Source organism: Bradyrhizobium sp. SOJA106 (assembly GCF_059448745.1).
This window is the reverse complement of record NZ_CM182549.1, coordinates 4,043,406-4,059,058: the sequence shown is the minus strand read 5'-3', so window position 1 is coordinate 4,059,058 and position 15,653 is coordinate 4,043,406. Positions and strand designations below refer to the sequence as shown.

At 61.4% G+C, this 15,653-nt stretch carries 14 protein-coding genes and 1 pseudogene; 3 read left to right on the top strand and 12 right to left on the bottom strand.

The genetic code is table 11. From position 1 onward, the window contains the following. Positions 1-88 precede the first annotated feature (88 nt). Together AC5V87_RS18450 and AC5V87_RS18445 are read left to right on the top strand one after the other, a co-directional pair. Positions 89-460 carry a GFA family protein gene (locus tag AC5V87_RS18450; protein WP_495371793.1) on the top strand — a complete coding sequence of 124 codons (372 nt, stop codon included), beginning with the start codon at positions 89-91 and terminating at the stop codon, positions 458-460. Continuing rightward, entirely contained in the window at positions 402-608 is a 207-nt protein-coding gene (locus AC5V87_RS18445; protein WP_495372054.1) for a hypothetical protein, read from the top strand. The genes AC5V87_RS18450 and AC5V87_RS18445 overlap by 59 nt, the downstream gene beginning before the upstream one ends. A 60-nt stretch (positions 609-668) precedes the next feature. On the opposite strand, the pseudogene AC5V87_RS18440 reads toward AC5V87_RS18445, so the two are convergent. The 8 genes and pseudogenes from AC5V87_RS18440 to AC5V87_RS18405 all read right to left on the bottom strand — a co-directional run. After that, a pseudogene (locus AC5V87_RS18440) lies at positions 669-761 on the bottom strand (AraC family transcriptional regulator); the annotation flags it as partial. Positions 762-951: 190 nt separating this feature from the next. Beyond that, positions 952-2,199 (bottom strand): serine hydrolase domain-containing protein, encoded by a 1,248-nt coding sequence (locus AC5V87_RS18435; protein ID WP_456838886.1) that lies wholly within the window; start codon positions 2,197-2,199, stop codon positions 952-954. Between the two features lie 184 nt (positions 2,200-2,383). After that, positions 2,384-2,818 carry a hypothetical protein gene (locus AC5V87_RS18430; protein WP_495371792.1) on the bottom strand — a complete coding sequence of 145 codons (435 nt, stop codon included), beginning with the start codon at positions 2,816-2,818 and terminating at the stop codon, positions 2,384-2,386. A 453-nt stretch (positions 2,819-3,271) separates the two neighbouring features. Then, positions 3,272-4,054 (bottom strand): 2-keto-4-pentenoate hydratase, encoded by a 783-nt coding sequence (gene mhpD, locus AC5V87_RS18425; protein ID WP_495371791.1) that lies wholly within the window; start codon positions 4,052-4,054, stop codon positions 3,272-3,274. An 11-nt stretch (positions 4,055-4,065) separates the two neighbouring features. Continuing rightward, on the bottom strand, positions 4,066-4,947 hold the full coding sequence (locus AC5V87_RS18420) for an alpha/beta fold hydrolase (RefSeq protein ID WP_495371790.1): 882 nt from the start codon (positions 4,945-4,947) through the stop codon (positions 4,066-4,068). Positions 4,948-4,971: 24 nt separating this feature from the next. Then, on the bottom strand, positions 4,972-6,765 hold the full coding sequence (locus AC5V87_RS18415; protein WP_495371789.1) for an FAD-dependent monooxygenase: 1,794 nt from the start codon (positions 6,763-6,765) through the stop codon (positions 4,972-4,974). A 62-nt stretch (positions 6,766-6,827) separates the two neighbouring features. Continuing rightward, positions 6,828-7,778 (bottom strand): 3-carboxyethylcatechol 2,3-dioxygenase, encoded by a 951-nt coding sequence (locus tag AC5V87_RS18410; RefSeq protein WP_495371788.1) that lies wholly within the window; start codon positions 7,776-7,778, stop codon positions 6,828-6,830. A 53-nt stretch (positions 7,779-7,831) separates the two neighbouring features. Next, a complete protein-coding gene (locus tag AC5V87_RS18405; RefSeq protein WP_495371787.1) occupies positions 7,832-9,049 on the bottom strand; it encodes an ABC transporter substrate-binding protein in 1,218 nt (405 codons plus the stop codon). 115 nt (positions 9,050-9,164) lie between these two features. Here AC5V87_RS18405 and AC5V87_RS18400 point away from each other — a divergent pair, with 115 nt between their 5' ends. After that, on the top strand, positions 9,165-9,950 hold the full coding sequence (locus AC5V87_RS18400) for an IclR family transcriptional regulator domain-containing protein (protein WP_495371786.1): 786 nt from the start codon (positions 9,165-9,167) through the stop codon (positions 9,948-9,950). A gap of 246 nt (positions 9,951-10,196) precedes the next feature. Here AC5V87_RS18400 and AC5V87_RS18395 read toward each other — a convergent pair whose 3' ends face one another. The 4 genes from AC5V87_RS18395 to paaG form a co-directional block, all read right to left on the bottom strand. Continuing rightward, a complete protein-coding gene (locus AC5V87_RS18395; protein ID WP_495371785.1) occupies positions 10,197-11,291 on the bottom strand; it encodes a TRAP transporter substrate-binding protein in 1,095 nt (364 codons plus the stop codon). A gap of 69 nt (positions 11,292-11,360) precedes the next feature. Continuing rightward, entirely contained in the window at positions 11,361-12,473 is a 1,113-nt protein-coding gene (locus tag AC5V87_RS18390; RefSeq protein WP_495371784.1) for an ABC transporter substrate-binding protein, read from the bottom strand. 291 nt (positions 12,474-12,764) lie between these two features. After that, a complete protein-coding gene (gene paaZ, locus AC5V87_RS18385) occupies positions 12,765-14,798 on the bottom strand; it encodes a phenylacetic acid degradation bifunctional protein PaaZ (protein ID WP_495371783.1) in 2,034 nt (677 codons plus the stop codon). A 45-nt stretch (positions 14,799-14,843) separates the two neighbouring features. Then, positions 14,844-15,629: a 2-(1,2-epoxy-1,2-dihydrophenyl)acetyl-CoA isomerase PaaG gene (gene paaG, locus AC5V87_RS18380; protein ID WP_495371782.1), complete on the bottom strand. Its 786-nt coding sequence runs from the start codon at positions 15,627-15,629 to the stop codon at positions 14,844-14,846. Between the last annotated feature and the right edge of the window lie 24 nt (positions 15,630-15,653).

Genomic DNA, 15,653 nt, shown 5'->3' with positions numbered 1-15,653 from the left:
GCGCCGCACTCATGATGTCGGATCAGGCTTCGCTCATCCGTCCTGTGAGCTCAAGCGGCGGCTTGAGACATGCCAAGAACCCCATGAGATGCAACTTATGACCAATGCTCCTATCATCACCACAACCTGCGCCTGCGGCAGCGTCGAAGTCAAAGCCTTCGGCAGGCCGATCGTCAGCGCCGCCTGCTATTGCGACGATTGCCAGAAGGCTGCGGCCCAGATCGAAGCGCTGCCGCATGCGGCGGCCGTGCGCGATCGCGACGGGGGGACGGCGTACATGCTCTTTCGCAAAGACCGGTTCGAGTGCTCCCGGGGGGCCGAACTTCTGAAGCCGCACAAGCTCAAGGAGACGTCCGCCGACCAACCGGGTGGTCGCGACCTGCTGCCATTCGGCGATGTTCATGAATTTCGATCGCGGCCCGCACTGGGTCTCCGCGTACCGGGCGCGCTTTCATGGTGACCTGCCGCCGCTGCAGGCGCGGATCTGTACGAAGTTCAAGCCCGAGGGCGCCGTGTTGTCCGAGGATGTGCCGAGCTATCGCAGCTATCCGCCAAGCTTCATCGTCAAGCTGCTGGCCTCGCGCATCGCGATGGCGCTGGGGATGTGAGCGCGTAGGATGGGTAGAGCGCTGCGAAGCTCTACCCATCAGTAACCTCCGTTCTCGGCGCTACTTCAGCGGCAGGAACAGTTCGGCGACCGTCTCGTGCTCCGGCACATCTGGGAAAAAGCTCAGCCGCTGGCAAGCGCCGTCATCGTCCCTCCTCCGTGGCGGGTGCAGTTAGCCGGTGACGGCCTTGGCGTGCTCGACCGATCTTGCGGTTTGGTACACTGTCGTCGCCCGGCTCGACCGGGCGACCCAGTACGCCGCGGCCCCTCGGTTCAATCACCAGCTTCTCTGGAATATTGGAACGCCCGATTAATCGGGCGATGACAAGAGTGTATGGCGCAGTCTACCCGCCCGCCATCAGCGCCTTCGCCAGGGCCATATAGGCCGGCAGCGTCACGGGGTCGTTGGCGGCGTTACCCGCCATGGGATGCGAGGCGTAGCGCGCGATCACCATCTCGGCCTTGGGATCGATGTAGATGCCCTGGCCGTGAACGCCGCGGGCCATATAGGCGCCGTGGGCGTTGTGCGTGACCCACCATTGATTGCGATAGGACGCGCCGGGAAGCGTGGTGTAACCGGCCGGCTTGAACTTTTCGGGGTCGCCGCCGCGCGCGATGTCCTCGACCACGGACGACGGCACGATCTGACGGCCGTTGAAGCGGCCAAAATTGCGCATGGTCTCGCCGAAGCGGGCGAGATCGCGCAGCGTCGTGGACAGACCGCCGCCGCCGCTTTCGGTGCCGATGCGGTCGACGTGATAATGCGCGTCCTCCTCCGCGCCGATCTGGGTCCAGATCTGCTCCGAGAGCAGATCCGACAATGATCTGCCGCTGACGCGCCTGATGATCCAGGCGAGCACGTCGGTGTTGACGGTCTTGTAGGCAAAGGCCTTGCCGTGCTCGCCCTGCTTCTTCTGCGCGAGCAGGAAATCGAAGATGGTGGTGGGGCCGTCATAATCCGGCGGAATCGGCGCCATGCCGTTGGCGCGCCGCAAGCCCCAGACATGCGAGTTCTTGTCGGTGTAGACTTCGGTGTATTCGAGCCCCGTGGTCATATCCATGACCTCGTGCACGCGCGCATCGCCAAATGCACTCTCCTTAAGCTCCGGCACATAGTCCGTAACCGGCGCCTGCGGATCGATCCTGCCCTCGCTGACCAGGAGCCCTGCGAGCACGCCGGTGAACGATTTCGTCACCGACATCGCGATGTGCGGCTTGTGCGGCTTCAGCGCGCCGAAATAGCGCTCGTAGATCAGCCTACCCCGATGCAGCACCGCGATGCCGTCGGTGTAGGTCTCCTCCAGCATCTTTGCGAACGTCATGGGCCGGCCCTCCATGGTGGTCGAGGCGACCGCGCCGATGTCATGATCTTCGCGCGGCAGCACGGATGCAGGCCCCGCTCCGCGCCAGACATTCACCGTCGGCACCAGCTGGCGGATATTGCTCCAGGCCCAGCGCAGCTCGGGGAAGCTGCGGAACGAGCCGTCCTGGAAGGTGATGAGGCGATCGGGGGATGGCGGGAAGCCGCGCATCCAGCCGAGGGTTTCGGGGTCGGATTCGGTGGAGGTGAGTTGGGTGGGCGGGACGGACATCAACACTGGCTCCAGAGAGGCGATGCAGACGTCGTAGCATGAGCAGGCACAGTGCACATCCAACGCAAGCGCTGGGCACCTGCGCGGCGGTCAGGACGGTGGGCAGGGCTCTACTATCCTGCGCCCGAAATGCGAGACTATGAGGCGAGCTCAGTCTTTGCTCGCGCAACGATGCTGTCCCAATTCACCTGTTCGCTGGTGGCCAGATCGGTCTTGAATAGCTGTCATGGTGACCGATGTATGCCCGAAGCGCCTCATGCCCATGGGCACGCCACGCTTGGGCGAACCACTGCTCCAGAAGCTCTGAAGCGGTTTCGGACGGTTCAGTCGCCTCGTATCTTTCATCATCATAAATTTCGGAGGGAACGACGACCGTCGGTCCTTGAAACCGGTGCCCCTCCCGGTCAACGGGCTCGCCATCTGCATCCATCGCCCACAGTGCGACAGCAAATTCATCACTAAAGAGTTGCGAGTCGTATTCGATCGGCAGGAAGCTCGTCGCGTCGCCCCATGACGTTCCTGCGATCATCGCCATTTCCATATTCAGTTGAGGCGCGATCTCCTGAAAGTGCCGCCGTACCCGTTCAACGAATTCCTTCTTCTTGTTGTCCTCACCCATGCTGCCCTTCCGCTACTATCGACATTGCCTTTGACAGAACTTGTAGGATGGGTGGAGCAATGCGACACCCATCAATGCCGATCGCGATGGGTTTCGCTGCGCTCTACCCATCCTACGAGCTGACTGATCACACGATGTTCGCTCTTGAGGGTGTCGCGCGCGCTACTCCCACTCTATCATTTCGAACCTCGCTTCGCCGTTGGTCTGAAAGCACAATTTTTCGGGTCTGACGGACAAATGCCGACGGTACATCCGCCTCAATTTTTCACTCTTGAATTCACAGATAATTTCGTGCTGCTCCGAAAAGAGGTGAGTTCGGCAAGTATCGGAGTCAATCGACTGATCGGCCCCCGTGCTTTGAGGGAACGACCAACTCGCGTAGCTTCCGATACCGTCAGAATCAGACAAGCACTGATTCCGCTTGTACGATAATCGCGACGCGACCACCCCGCCCTAGGCGAACCGTGCCGAGACGGTGCCAATACCCGCGATGTTGGCCTCGAAAGCATCGCCCGCGTTCACAGCGACCATCGGGCCGAGCGCTCCGGAGAGCACGACGTCGCCGGCGCGCAGCGGCCGCTTGCGGTGGGCAAGTTCGCCGGCGAGCCAGGCCAGCGCGTTGAGTGGATTGCCGAGGCAGGCCGCGCCGGTCCCCTTCGAGACGACCTCGTCCTTCCTCGTCATCTGCATCTGGAGAGCACGGAGATCCAGGCCATCCAGCCGGCGGACCGGCCCTCCGAGGACGAAGAGGCCCGACGACGCGTTGTCGGCGACGGTATCGACGATGCCGATATCCCAATTGGTAATGCGGCTGCCGACGATCTCGAGGGCGGGCATCGCGTATGCCACCGCCCGCAGCACGTCGGCCACCGTGGGCGCTTCGACATCGACGTCCCGATCAAGAAGGAAAGCCACTTCCGCTTCGATCTTCGGCTGAAGCACGCGCCCCGCAGCGACAGGCTCATCCTCGCCCACGATCATGTCAGCGAAGAGAACTCCGAAATCCGGCCGGTCGACGCCAAGCTGTTTCTGTACCGCACGCGATGTCAGCCCGATCTTGCTTCCGACCACGCGCCGACCTTCCTTCTCCCAATGCGCGGTGTTCTCCTGCTGGATGGCGTAGGCCGCATCGACGTCGAGGTCCGCCAAATGCGGCCGAATGGGCGCGATCGGGCTGCCGGCGTAAGCGGCGCGGATCTGAGCTGCGAGTTCGCTGTACTTGGCTTGCTGGTTCATCGGGACGATCCTTACTTGCCGGTCCGCAGGAATTCGATGTGGAGCCGATTGAACTGCTCTGCGTCCTCGAACTGGGGCCAGTGTCCGCAGCGATTCATGACCACGAATTTCGAGCCCGGAATCATGTCCGCGATCTGCTTCCCCTCCTCGGGCGTCGCGGTCGGATCGTGCGAGGTCCACACGACCATCGTTGGCGCCTTGATCGACCGATATTGGTCGGCGGTGATCATGTTGGGCCGGCGGATTTCCATCTCCTGCAGGCACATGATCCGCTTCATCGTGTCGGCAAATCCCGGCTGGGCGTAGATCGCGCGTCGCGTCTCGATCAGATCGTCCGAAACCATGCTCTTGTCGCACATCAGGAATTCGAGGCGAGCCTTGATCCGCTCCCAGGAGGGATCGGATGCAGCCTCGTTGGACAGCTTCTTCAACCGCTCCATCACCGGGGGATGCGCTGTCCAGCCGCCGGCGGTGTTGAGGACAAGCTTCTCGACCGCGGCCGGACGATGCACGGCCAGATAGGTCGCGACCCAACCGCCCAACGATTCGCCGCTGATCATCGCCTTGTCTCTGCCAAGCGTCTTGAGGACGGCGAGCACATGGTCGGCGTAGTCTTTGACCTGGTAGTCGATGGCCGGCTTGTCGGTCCAACCGTGGCCCAGCATGTCGATGGCGACGAACCAGAAGTGATCGGCGTGCGGACCGAAGTTTCTGGAATATGCCTCTGCATGGCCGCCGACGCCGTGCAGCGCCAGGACGAGCGGCTTGGACGGGTCGCCCGACTCGATGCAGCGGGTTCGAATTCCGCCGGCATCGATGAAGTGCTGTTTGAAGGAAACGCCCCGCAGATCGGCCCAGACGCTGGAAAAATTCTCTGGTCTCGCGTCGCTCATAGCTGGATCTCGTTCGTTGTCGTGTCAGGCGAAAAGTGGCGTGCCGCTGGGCTTCGACGGAGAGGATGGCTTCTGCCGCGGGATAGCCGAGAGGTCCGGGAGATCGAGAACCGTCCGGATGGCAGCGCTCAGCCGATCGAAGGCCACGCTCGCGTCGGACGTTCCCGCCGCGTCGCGCCAGGCGACCACGCCATCGGGGCGAACAAGCAGAACTCCGGCTTCCTCGATCTCGCGGATGCGCTGCCACTCGCAATAGAGGTCCTGCGCCTCGGGCGAGCCCGTCACCACGACACGGAGGAACGGGAGATCGAGGCGCAGCGCCGCTTCCTTCCACGCCCCGCCGGCGAGGCCGGTCACGACGGTGAAGAGGCCCTTGCCAGTCAAGTCCAGCGTCGACACGCGCAAGCCGTCGCGACCGACGAGCCATGCATGCGGGATCTTGGCACCGGGGCGCGATGTCGGTTGATGGTAGAGGCCGCGATCTCGCCGCCACTCCTCCGGCTTGGCATCGACGTCGGCAATCACGGCCGAGGATTCGTAGCGCTGGTTCATCTCGGTGCCCTGGGCGTTGAATTCCGTCTGCTTCAGGTCCAGCGCTGCCTGCGCCGCCTTCCGGGCGGCCACGCCATCGGGACCTGGATCGCGGAAGCGCGCGATGCCTGCAGCGACCGGGTTCTCGGCGCCCTGCACCCTGAAGCATGCGTTCAGCGGCGCGTAGTCGAGCCGGGACTGGTTCGCCCGCAGCACGACCTGCTTGCCGACCGGCGCCCGCTCCTGCGAGTAGCTTTCCAAGAGCTTCGGACCGGCCCAGCCCTTCACCGAATAGGCGAGCTTCCAACCGAGATTATGGGCGTCCTGGACGCAAGTGTTATTGCCCAATCCGCTCGATGGCGGGTGCCGGTGGACCGCATCGCCGCCGCAGTGCACCCTTCCTTTCGAATACTGGGTCACGTAGGCCTGGTTCACGTACCAGATCGATGTGCGCACGATGTCGATGTCGACGGATGGGTCGCCGATCAGAACCTTGATCTTTGGAATGATCGCTTCCGGAGCCAGGTCCGGCTCGCCCTTGCTGATGTCGAAACCCCAACCGGCGATCCACTGCGTCCACGGATGCACGGCCCGCAGCAGGCCCATGCCGATCTCGCCGAAGCTCGCGTCCGGCGTCACGATCCAGTTCAGGATGCTCGGCCGATGTTTGCTGTATTTGGTCAGGTCACAGTTGAACACGGTGTAGACGGTGCCTGCGCGCGCCATCTGTCCTTCGATCGGCAAGCCCAGATGGTCCACCACCATTGAGCGCGCGCCGTCCGCGCCGACCATGTAACGCGCGCGGACGGTGTACTCTCGCCCGTCGAGGCGATCGCGCAGCGTGGCCGTCACGCCGTCCGCATCCTGCTCGTGCCGGACGTACTCGGTGTTGAACGCGAAAGTCGCGCCCTTCTCGGCCGCCTTCTGGAACAGAATTGGCTCGAGCAGCGGTTGGATGATGTCGACCATGCCGCAGGGACTCGCGCGCAGATAATCGCCGCGGCGATCGTCGCCGGTCCCCCACGTTCGCATCCGGATCAGCTCGGAGCCGGCCAGGCTGGTCGTGAAGGTCGTGTCGCCCATGAGCTCCCAGGGGCTCGCGTACCGGGCCACGTCCTCCGCGATCCCGAGATCGCGGAAGACTTCGTTGGCGCGCTGGTTCGTGATGTGGGCGCGCGGGCTGTCGGCCATCCAGTTGCCGCGCGATACGATGTGACTGCGAACGCCGCAACTGGCGAGCGCCAGGGCGGTCGTCGAGCCCGTGGGGCCGGCGCCGATGATGAGCACGTCCGTTTCGTATGCCATTTGCCTGCTCCGCGATGCTGCCGCATTCGCGCGGGGTTAGTCGATCAATGAGCGCCGTTGGCCTGCTTGGCCGCCATCATCGCCATGCCGGCGATCCAGCCCGGAATCGCTTCGTAGAATTCCTGCTCCATCTTGAAGCGGCCGCCCGTGGAAAAGGCGCCGAAGGCGGCGACCCATGCGAGGACCTCGTTGGCGCCGCGTCCTGCGACTTCGCGGACCTTGCCGGTATCGAGCGCGTCGGCGCGCCAGATCTGGCCGGTGCGAAGGATTTCCATGAACTCCGCGTCCCAATCGGGGTTGAGCGGCTGGCACGGCCCCTTGCCCGCCTCGGCGAGAGCACCTGCCTCGAGCACGCGCTTCTCACGGGCTTCCCTGGCCTCCGCTGTCGGATTTCGGCCGTTGATCAGCCGCTCGCGGATTTCGGGCGGTGCATCCTTGATCGACGGAAGCGGTGGATCGTGCGAAAGCCCGCCGGACGCGGCAAACAGCACCCGCTTGCCGGACCGCATTGCGAAGCGGCCGACGGATTCACCGAGTTGGCGAGCGCGGCGATAGGTCGGCACCGGCGGCGCGGCGGCGTTCACGAAGATTGGCAAGATCGGGATGGACTTGAAGTCCCCGAACATCGCTTCCCACAATTGGACGAAGCCGTGATCGACCGGCATGCGGTAGGACACCGCGACGTCGAAATCCTCGGCCCGCAAATGGTCGATGAGTTCCAGCGCCGTCTTCTCCGGAACGTCCAGCGGGCCCGTCCCGCCTCCCCAGTCGCCCAGCGAGACGGCTCCGGCTCCGACGCAGAACGAGGGCATCAGATCGTAGAAGAAGCCGTTGAAGTGATCGGGCGCGAACTGGACGATGTAATCAGGCGCAAACTCCTTCACGAAGCTTCCGAGACGTCCGAACGCGGTTCGGACACGTTGCTCGGTCTCATTGCTGGTAGGCCCTTTGTACATCAGGGGAGTATGGGATGCGCAGACGATGGCAACTGACATGATCTGATTCCTTCGAACGCCGAGTTGATTTGTCGAACGATTGGCAGCGGCCGCTACTTCTTCACCAGCGGGCACGGGCTTTCGGAAAGCGGGCGGTTGACGGATTCACCAGGCAACGTCTGCACGACGTTGTAGAGGTCCCAATCGCCCTTGTTCTCTCCCGGCTTCTTCACCTGGAGCAGGTACATGTCGTGGATCATCTTGCGATCTGCGCGGATGTAGCCGTCGGCCGCGAAGAAGTCGTGCACCCGCTCCTTTTCCATCTGCTTCATCACCGTCGGAGCGTCGTCGGTGCCCGCCGCCTTGACCGCCTTCAAATAGTGCGCGACGGACGAGTAGACGCCGGCATGGAAGCTCGTCGGCATCTGCTTCGCTTTGGCGAAGAATTTCTCGGCCCAAGCACGCGTTTCGGGTGTTCGGTCCCAATAGAACGGAGACACCTCGTAGGCGTCGTGTGCGATCTTCAGACCGACCGCCTGCACATCCGTCAGAACGGACTGGAGGGGCACGATCTTGGCCTTCGCACTCAAGCCGAATTCGTCAGCCTGCTTCAGCGCGGTGACCGTGTCGCCGCTCGAGGCGGCAATCGCGATCACGTTCGCGCCCGCGCTCGAGGCAGTAAGGAGGAACGACGCGAAATCAGAGGTGTTCGGTGGAAACACAGAGTTGCCCACCACCTGGCCGCCATTGAGCTTGACCTGCTCTGACGTATCGCGCGTCAAGGCATTGCCGTAGGCCTGATCGACAGTCAGGAAGTACCACTTGGCTCCCCCGGCATCGATGACGGACTTGGCGGCTCCCTTGGCGAGATTGTAGGTATCGACCGTCCACTGGACCGTGAGCGGTGAACAGGCCTTGCCGCTGAAGTCCGACGAGGTCGATCCCGAGAGCAGCATGATCTTGCTCTTCTGCGCGGCCAGGTTCTGCACGGCGAAGCCGATCGGTGAGCCCTGCATATCCGCGACCGCATCGACGCCCTCGACGTCGAACCAGCGGCCAGCGATCTGGGATCCGACGTCGGGCTTGCCGGAATGGTCGGCCGAGATCACTTCGACGTTCAGGCCGGCGCCGAAGTCTTCGGCGGCCATCTGGGCGGCGACGACCGAGCCCTTGCCGTTCGCCATGGATGTCGGACCGGCGATGTCGGTCAGAACGCCGATCTTGACCTTGCCATCGCTGAGGTTCGGAGTGCCTCCGGCGGTCTGTGCCGTCCCAGGCGTCGCAAGCGCCAGGCACACGGCCGCAGTCAAATAATACCTTGAATGAACCATCGTTTCCTCCCGTCGCCGCCTGTTGGGCGTGCGGAGGATGGATTGCCGCCGATTGAACTATGATTCCATCTGAGTCTGTGAAATGTTCGCAGTGCGAACACGACCGGAGGCGATCATGCACCGTAACGTCAGGGCCCTTTCCCGAGGCTTGGCCCTGATCAATGAGCTCAATGCGAGCGGGCCATCGAACGTCGTGCAGCTCGCGAAGAGGACCGGCCTCAACCGAACAACCTGCTACCGTTTGCTCGATACGCTTCGCGAAGACGGCTATGTAACGTTTGACGAAACGAACGCTTTGTTCAGTTTGACGCCCCAGGTGCGCACCCTCAGCGAAGGCGTTTCTTCACGCGACCTATCAAGCCAGGCAGCGCTGCCGGCCATGTTCGCCCTGCTCGACCAGGTCTCGTGGCCAAGCGACTTCGGGGTCTTCGAACTTGGCTCGGTCCTTATCCGGGAGAGCACGCATCCGTTCAGCCCCTTCTCGGTTCACCGCTCGATGGTCGGCCACAGAAGATCCTTGGTCCGGAGCGCCCTGGGCAAAGCCATCCTGGCCGCCTCAACGCCTGCCCTGCGCCGGGAGATGCTCGAGCTGACGGCCTCGCTTGTCGAGGAAGACGCAGGCCTGGCGAAGGATCGTCGCTTCATCAACGAAATCCTGTGGCAGACGAAGGCGGATGGATACGCCTCGTCCGTGGGTGGATCAGAGGCGGGCATCAGCGCCATCGCGCTCGCCATCCACGGCGCTGGTCCCGTGCTCGGCAGCATCAATCTGATCTTCTTCTCATCGTCGATGACGCCCGAAGTCGCCGCGAAGAAATACCTGCCCAGCATGAAGATCGCAGTCCAAGAAATCGAGAGGCGATGGTCTGCGGCAAACAAAGCTCGGGGGAAGCCGCCATAGCGACGCCGCCAGCAAACGCCGACGCCTCCTCATAGATCCTCGCGCAGCCCCTTGAAAAACGGGTGCCTCACCTTTCCTTCCGCCTACTTGGCCCGATAGACGGCGAGTTGAAGAGCCTAATTCTAGTCGAGTTTCGATCCCTCGCGTTTTTACACAGCCAGGGTCAGAGGCGGACTCGCCTCATCCACGTCCGCTCGACCCACAAGCCGAAATTGTCTACCCATGGGACGGGATGTTACTCGCCGTTCACGCACGACGTTCCTTCCGGATCTGGTAGCTATCGAAGCTATACTCACAAACCTGCCACCATTGATAGGAATCGGACCTGTAAGTCCTAAAACTCTCGAGAATCTTCTTGAAGCGCGGATTAGTCGCCGCCGTTTCGTTGCACACGTCATCATTCGCCTTGTATGCGGCGTCCATGATCGTGTTCGAGAAAGGCCGCAACTGCGCTCCGGCCGCGAGTAAGCGCTTCATTGCCGGCGGATTCGTATCGTCGAACTTCGCTGTCAACCAAATGCCGGCCTCACGTGCCGCAGCCGTCAATGTTGCCTTATAACTGCTGGGTAGGTCGTTCCATTTTGCAAGATTGATAAGAAAGTGGCCGCATGCGCCTCCCTCCCAAAAACCGGGATAATAGTAATACTTTGCGACCTTAACGAAGCCGAGCTTTTCATCGTCGTACGGGCCTATCCACTCGACCGCGTCCAGCGTGCCGCGTTCGAGGGCTGGGTAAATGTCGCCTGCGGGCACTTGCTGTGGCACGACGCCTAGCTTGGCCATCATCTTTCCGGCGAAGCCGCCGATACGAAACTTCAGTCCGCTCAAGTCCTCTGGCGTGTTGACTTCCTTGCGGAACCAACCGCCCATTTGAGCCCCGGTATTTCCAGCCTGTATGACATGACAGCCAAAATCATTGAAGAGCTCGCTCATCATCTGCTGACCGCCGCCGTTCAGATACCAGGCCTCCGCGATACGCGCGTTGAAGCCGAACGGCATGGCAGTTGCGAAAGTGAACGATGGCTCCTTCCCCCAATAGTAATAACCGGTGGTCCAGGCCATTTCGATCGTCTGATTCGCCGCCGCATCGAGCACCTGAAATGGTGGTACAATTTCGCCGCCGGCGAACAGCTGGATTTGGAAGCGATTATCGGTGATCTCAGCGACTCGCTTGACGAAGTGTTCGGCAGCGCCATGAAGAGAATCGAGCGACTTCGGGAAGCTCGAAGCCAATCGCCACCTAAGTTCGGGTTGCGACTGCGGGATTGCAGGCGATGCGATCGAGCCCGCTGATAGTGCCCCGCCAGCTAGACCGGCTTTCAGAAGATCTCGACGCCTCATGGCCTTCCTCCTCGCAGGGTGATTTCTTGTTACGTCGATCAGATGCCGGACAGACAAAAGTGGTGGCGATTACTCCTTGGCCTTTTCACCCTTAACGAGCGGACAACCGCCGGCTTCCAGGCTCCGTGTCGCCTCGGCCCCGGGAATTTTCGCTACAATCTTTAGGATGTCCCATTCCGACTTGGATTCGTCGGGCGCCTTCGCTTGCAGCAAATACTGGTCACGCTCGACCCTTCCGTCAATACGAAGCTTGGCGTGTTTCGTGACTGCATCTGAAATCGGCGCCGCACGCATAGCTTCCATGACCTTGTCGGCGTCTCGGCTGCCTGCCGCCTTAACGGCCTTCAGATAGTGCAAGACAGCGGTATAGACCGTAGCTTGATCCCAGGTTGGAATGCGGTTCATCTTTTGCATGTAGCGCTTCGACCAAGCGCGAGTGTCATCGTCGAGATCCCAATAAAATGGAGATGGTAGTTGAAGCCCTTGGGCGAGCTTCAGGCCAAGTGCCTTGACGTCCAGATCAAAGAGCGTCAGAGCGGCCAGCCGTTGCCCCCCAGACATGATGCCGAATTCGTGAGCCTGCTTGATGGTGTTTGTCGTGTCCCCGGCGGAGTTGGCAAGCCCAATGATTTTGGCTTTCGATGCTTGCGCCTGAAGAAGGAAAGAAGAAAAGTCGGAAGCACCGAGTGGCGCATAAACTGATCCGAGCACCTTACCGCCTGCCGCCTCGACTACAGCACTTGTATCGCGCACCAAGGCCTGACCAAACGTGTAATTAGCGCCGATGAAGAACCAGGAATCTCCGCCTTGCTTGACAACTGCAGATCCCAGAACCTTACCCTGCGTGTAGGTGTCAATTGCCCACTGCGTCAGATATGGAGAGCATTGCGCGCCAGTGAGGTCAGCGCTCAACGCGCCGGTGAGCAATAGAATCTTCTGCTTTTCAAGCGAGAGCGTGCGCAGGGCGAAGGCCACACTGGAGTTGGGAACGTCAACGATAGTGTCGACACCTTCGCGTTCGAACCATCGCCGCCCCGTGCTGGCACCGACATCGGCTTTCATCTGATGATCGGCGAAGATGATTTCCGCGGGCTGTCCCAAAATCGGCCCAGCGTCCTCGACCGCCATCTTGGCAGCTTCGACCGAGCCTTGTCCGCTTGCGTCAGAATAGACGGACGCCATATCGGTTAGCACCCCTATCCTAACCGGCTGTGTCTGGGCGAATGCGCTCGTAGTCGCGAGCGCAATTGAGCCAACGAGCCATAGGTGCGGCAAACTCCCGCGACGCATGTCCCCCTCCCTTGATCGTGCCCTTGCCTCTTTCAGGTAAGGCCAGGGCGTCATTTTGTTTCTACGGAAATTCTTGCCGCTCGCGATGGAACTGTCTGTCACCTATGAGTGTGACAGGCCGTGGTAAGCTTAGGGGACCGGCAGATCGGACTACCTTGTAGAGCCTCGACCTATGCGACCGGTCTAGCTCTTCGGCAAGCGCGCCGTCACCGTCAGCAACTGGTAGGATGCCGCCGTCTCACCCGTCGCTGTCGTGACTTCAACGTCCCACGTCACCTCGCCGAACTTATCGCTACGAGGGAACTTCTCCTTCACCGTGAGGCGGACCTTGATCGTGTCTCCGGGCTCGACCGGCTTCACGAAACGCAGGGAGTCCAGCCCGTAGTTGGCGAGAACCGGACCCGGCGGGGGATCGACAAAGAGGCCGGCGGCATAGGACAGCACCAGATACCCGTGCGCGACGCGGCCTTTGAAGAAGGGATGGCCTTTGACCGCCTCCTCATCCATGTGGGCATAGAAGGTATCGCCCGTGAGATGTGCGAATTTCTCGATGTCGTCCAGCGTAATCGTGCGCTCACCGGTGACGAACGTCTGGCCGAGATCGAGTTCTTCGTAATGGTAGCGGAAGGGATGCTTGTCCTTCACAATCTGCGAGGCACCGCGCACCCAGCTTCCGACGAGGCTGGTGATCCTTCCCGGCGATCCCTGCAGGGCGGTGCGCTGCATGTAATGGCTCAGGCTGCGAACGCCGCCCAGCTCTTCCCCGCCTCCGGCTCGTCCGGGTCCGCCATGTACGAGATGCGGCATCGGAGAGCCGTGACCGGTTTGTTCTTTGGCGCAATCGCGATCGATAAAGGCGATGCGACCGTGCTGAGGCGCGATCCCAAACGCAATGTCAGAAGCCGTTGCCGGATCGTAGGTGTAAACGGAGGCGACAAGACTACCTTCTCCACGATGGGCCAGAGCTATGGCCTCTCCTACATCGCGGTAGCCCATGAGGGTGCTCACGGGGCCAAAGGCCTCGATTGCATGGACCTCTGATGCCGATGCCGGATCCTCGCAGAGCAACGCCATCGGCGGGAGAAAGGCGCCGGTCCTCTTGTCGGCGCCTTCCACTTGCACATCGTCCGGATCACCGATCACGAGCTTCGCCTCTCGCTGAAGCCGCCGCAATTGCTGCAGAACGTCGGCGCGTTGCTCCAATCCGACGACGGGACCCATGCGTACGTTATCGAGCGCCGGATTACCGACCACGATTTTAGAAAGCCGGTCGCGCAGCGCTGCCGTGGCTGCCTCTATGTGAGCATTGGGCACGAAGGCGCGGCGAATGGCCGTACATTTCTGACCGGCCTTCACGGTCATTTCCTTGGCGACTTCCTTGATGAAAAGGTCGAACTCAGGAGTGCCTGGAGCCGCGTCCGGCGCCAAGATTGCTGCATTCAGCGAATCCCGCTCGGCAATGAAGCGAACGGTCTCCCGTACGATCACGGGATGGCTCTGCAACTTTTGCGATGTTTCTGCCGACCCAGTGAATGCGACGAGGTCCTGGCCGGTCAAATGATCGAAAAGGTCGCCGGTGGATCCCAAGATCAACTGCAGCGCGCCATCGGGAAGAGCACCTGATGCCGTCATTAGTTCGACGACCTTGTGCGCGAGATACGCTGTTACAGTCGCCGGCTTGGTTATGACGGGAACGCCGGCCAGGAATGCCGATGCAAACTTCTCCAGGAGGCCCCAGCAGGGAAAATTGAATGCGTTGATGTGGATGGCGACGCCTTGCCGTGGCACCACGATATGCTGACCGCCAAACGTGCCGCCCTTACCGAGCCCTTCAAAGGCGCCATCGATGAGGAACTTGGCGTTCGGCAGTTCGCGCTTACCTTTCGATGCATAGACGAACAGTGTGCCAATCCCGCCGTCAATATCGATCATGCCGTCGGACTTCGTCGCCCCCGTGGACAGCGAGAGCCGATACAACTCGTCTTTCCGCTCCGTTAGAAACTGACCGATCTTCTTCAGGAGATCGGCGCGCTGATGGAAGGTGAGCATCCGCAGGTTTGGGCCCCCGACCGAGCGGCCATACTCAATCGGATCTCTCATGTCGATGCCGCCGCTAGGGACGAGCGCAACCGTTTCGCCGGTGACGGCGCTTCGCGCGGCGATCCAATCCGCTGCCTGATCAACCCAATTGGAACGTACGAAGCTCCGCAATTTCATGCTGTTTCTCGCTCTTGAAGTAACGTGTGGCTCGGTTGGTCTGTCTCACATACGGTCACTGAAGTTCGCCGGCCGTTTTTCCAGGAACGCAACGACGCCTTCCTTGTAGTCCGCGGTCCTGCCTGCCTCGCTCTGGATGTCCCGTTCAACATCTAGTTGCGCATCGAGGGTATTGGTCTCGGCTGTATTGAGCGCTCGTTTCGAGAGAGCCAACCCACTGGACGACTGCTTCGCCAGCGTGATCGAAAGCTCATGAGCCTCATCCATCAAGGAGGCATCATCGGCGCAGCGCCATATCAACCCCCATGCCTCTGCCCGCTCCGCGTCGATGGTCTCGCCAAGGAGCGTCATGGCGCGGGCTCGTGCACTGCCGACTGTTCGTGGCCAGAACCATGTGCCGCCACAGTCCGGAATCAGCCCAAGTTTAATAAAGGGCTGAATGAAACGGGCCGAACGCGCGGCGATGACGATGTCGCATGCGAGTGCCAGGCTCGCCCCTGCTCCCGCCGCAACGCCGTTCACAGCGCATACGACTGCAAGCGGAGAAGCACGCATGCGGCGAACCAAAGGATTGTAGCCTTTCTCGAGCATCGGGCCCGGGTCGGGTAATTCGCCTGGGCGCTTTATCAAAGCCGCCAAATCCTGCCCCGCGCAAAAACCGCGCCCCGCGCCCGTCAACAAGACAGCTCGGCAGTTCGAATCATCCTCGGCGTTCGTCAGCGCGTCCGTCAGCGCCTTGAAGGTCTCCTCCGTAAGCGCATTCAGCCGGTCGGGCCGATTGAGCTTGATCAAGTGATAGCGCTCGCGTTTCTCGATCAGCACGACGTTCATCCCATTCATCCCCGAAGCCTGTTC

Coding starts and splice junctions, on each gene's coding strand:
- AC5V87_RS18450 (WP_495371793.1), top strand. CDS start 89: ATGCAACTTATGACCAATGCTCCTATCATCACCACAACCTGCGCCTGC.
- AC5V87_RS18445 (WP_495372054.1), top strand. CDS start 402: ATGAATTTCGATCGCGGCCCGCACTGGGTCTCCGCGTACCGGGCGCGC.
- AC5V87_RS18435 (WP_456838886.1), bottom strand. CDS start 2,199: ATGTCCGTCCCGCCCACCCAACTCACCTCCACCGAATCCGACCCCGAA.
- AC5V87_RS18430 (WP_495371792.1), bottom strand. CDS start 2,818: ATGGGTGAGGACAACAAGAAGAAGGAATTCGTTGAACGGGTACGGCGG.
- mhpD (WP_495371791.1), bottom strand. CDS start 4,054: ATGAACCAGCAAGCCAAGTACAGCGAACTCGCAGCTCAGATCCGCGCC.
- AC5V87_RS18420 (WP_495371790.1), bottom strand. CDS start 4,947: ATGAGCGACGCGAGACCAGAGAATTTTTCCAGCGTCTGGGCCGATCTG.
- AC5V87_RS18410 (WP_495371788.1), bottom strand. CDS start 7,778: ATGTCAGTTGCCATCGTCTGCGCATCCCATACTCCCCTGATGTACAAA.
- AC5V87_RS18405 (WP_495371787.1), bottom strand. CDS start 9,049: ATGGTTCATTCAAGGTATTATTTGACTGCGGCCGTGTGCCTGGCGCTT.
- AC5V87_RS18400 (WP_495371786.1), top strand. CDS start 9,165: ATGCACCGTAACGTCAGGGCCCTTTCCCGAGGCTTGGCCCTGATCAAT.
- AC5V87_RS18395 (WP_495371785.1), bottom strand. CDS start 11,291: ATGAGGCGTCGAGATCTTCTGAAAGCCGGTCTAGCTGGCGGGGCACTA.
- AC5V87_RS18390 (WP_495371784.1), bottom strand. CDS start 12,473: ATGGCGTCCGTCTATTCTGACGCAAGCGGACAAGGCTCGGTCGAAGCT.
- paaZ (WP_495371783.1), bottom strand. CDS start 14,798: ATGAAATTGCGGAGCTTCGTACGTTCCAATTGGGTTGATCAGGCAGCG.
- paaG (WP_495371782.1), bottom strand. CDS start 15,629: ATGAACGTCGTGCTGATCGAGAAACGCGAGCGCTATCACTTGATCAAG.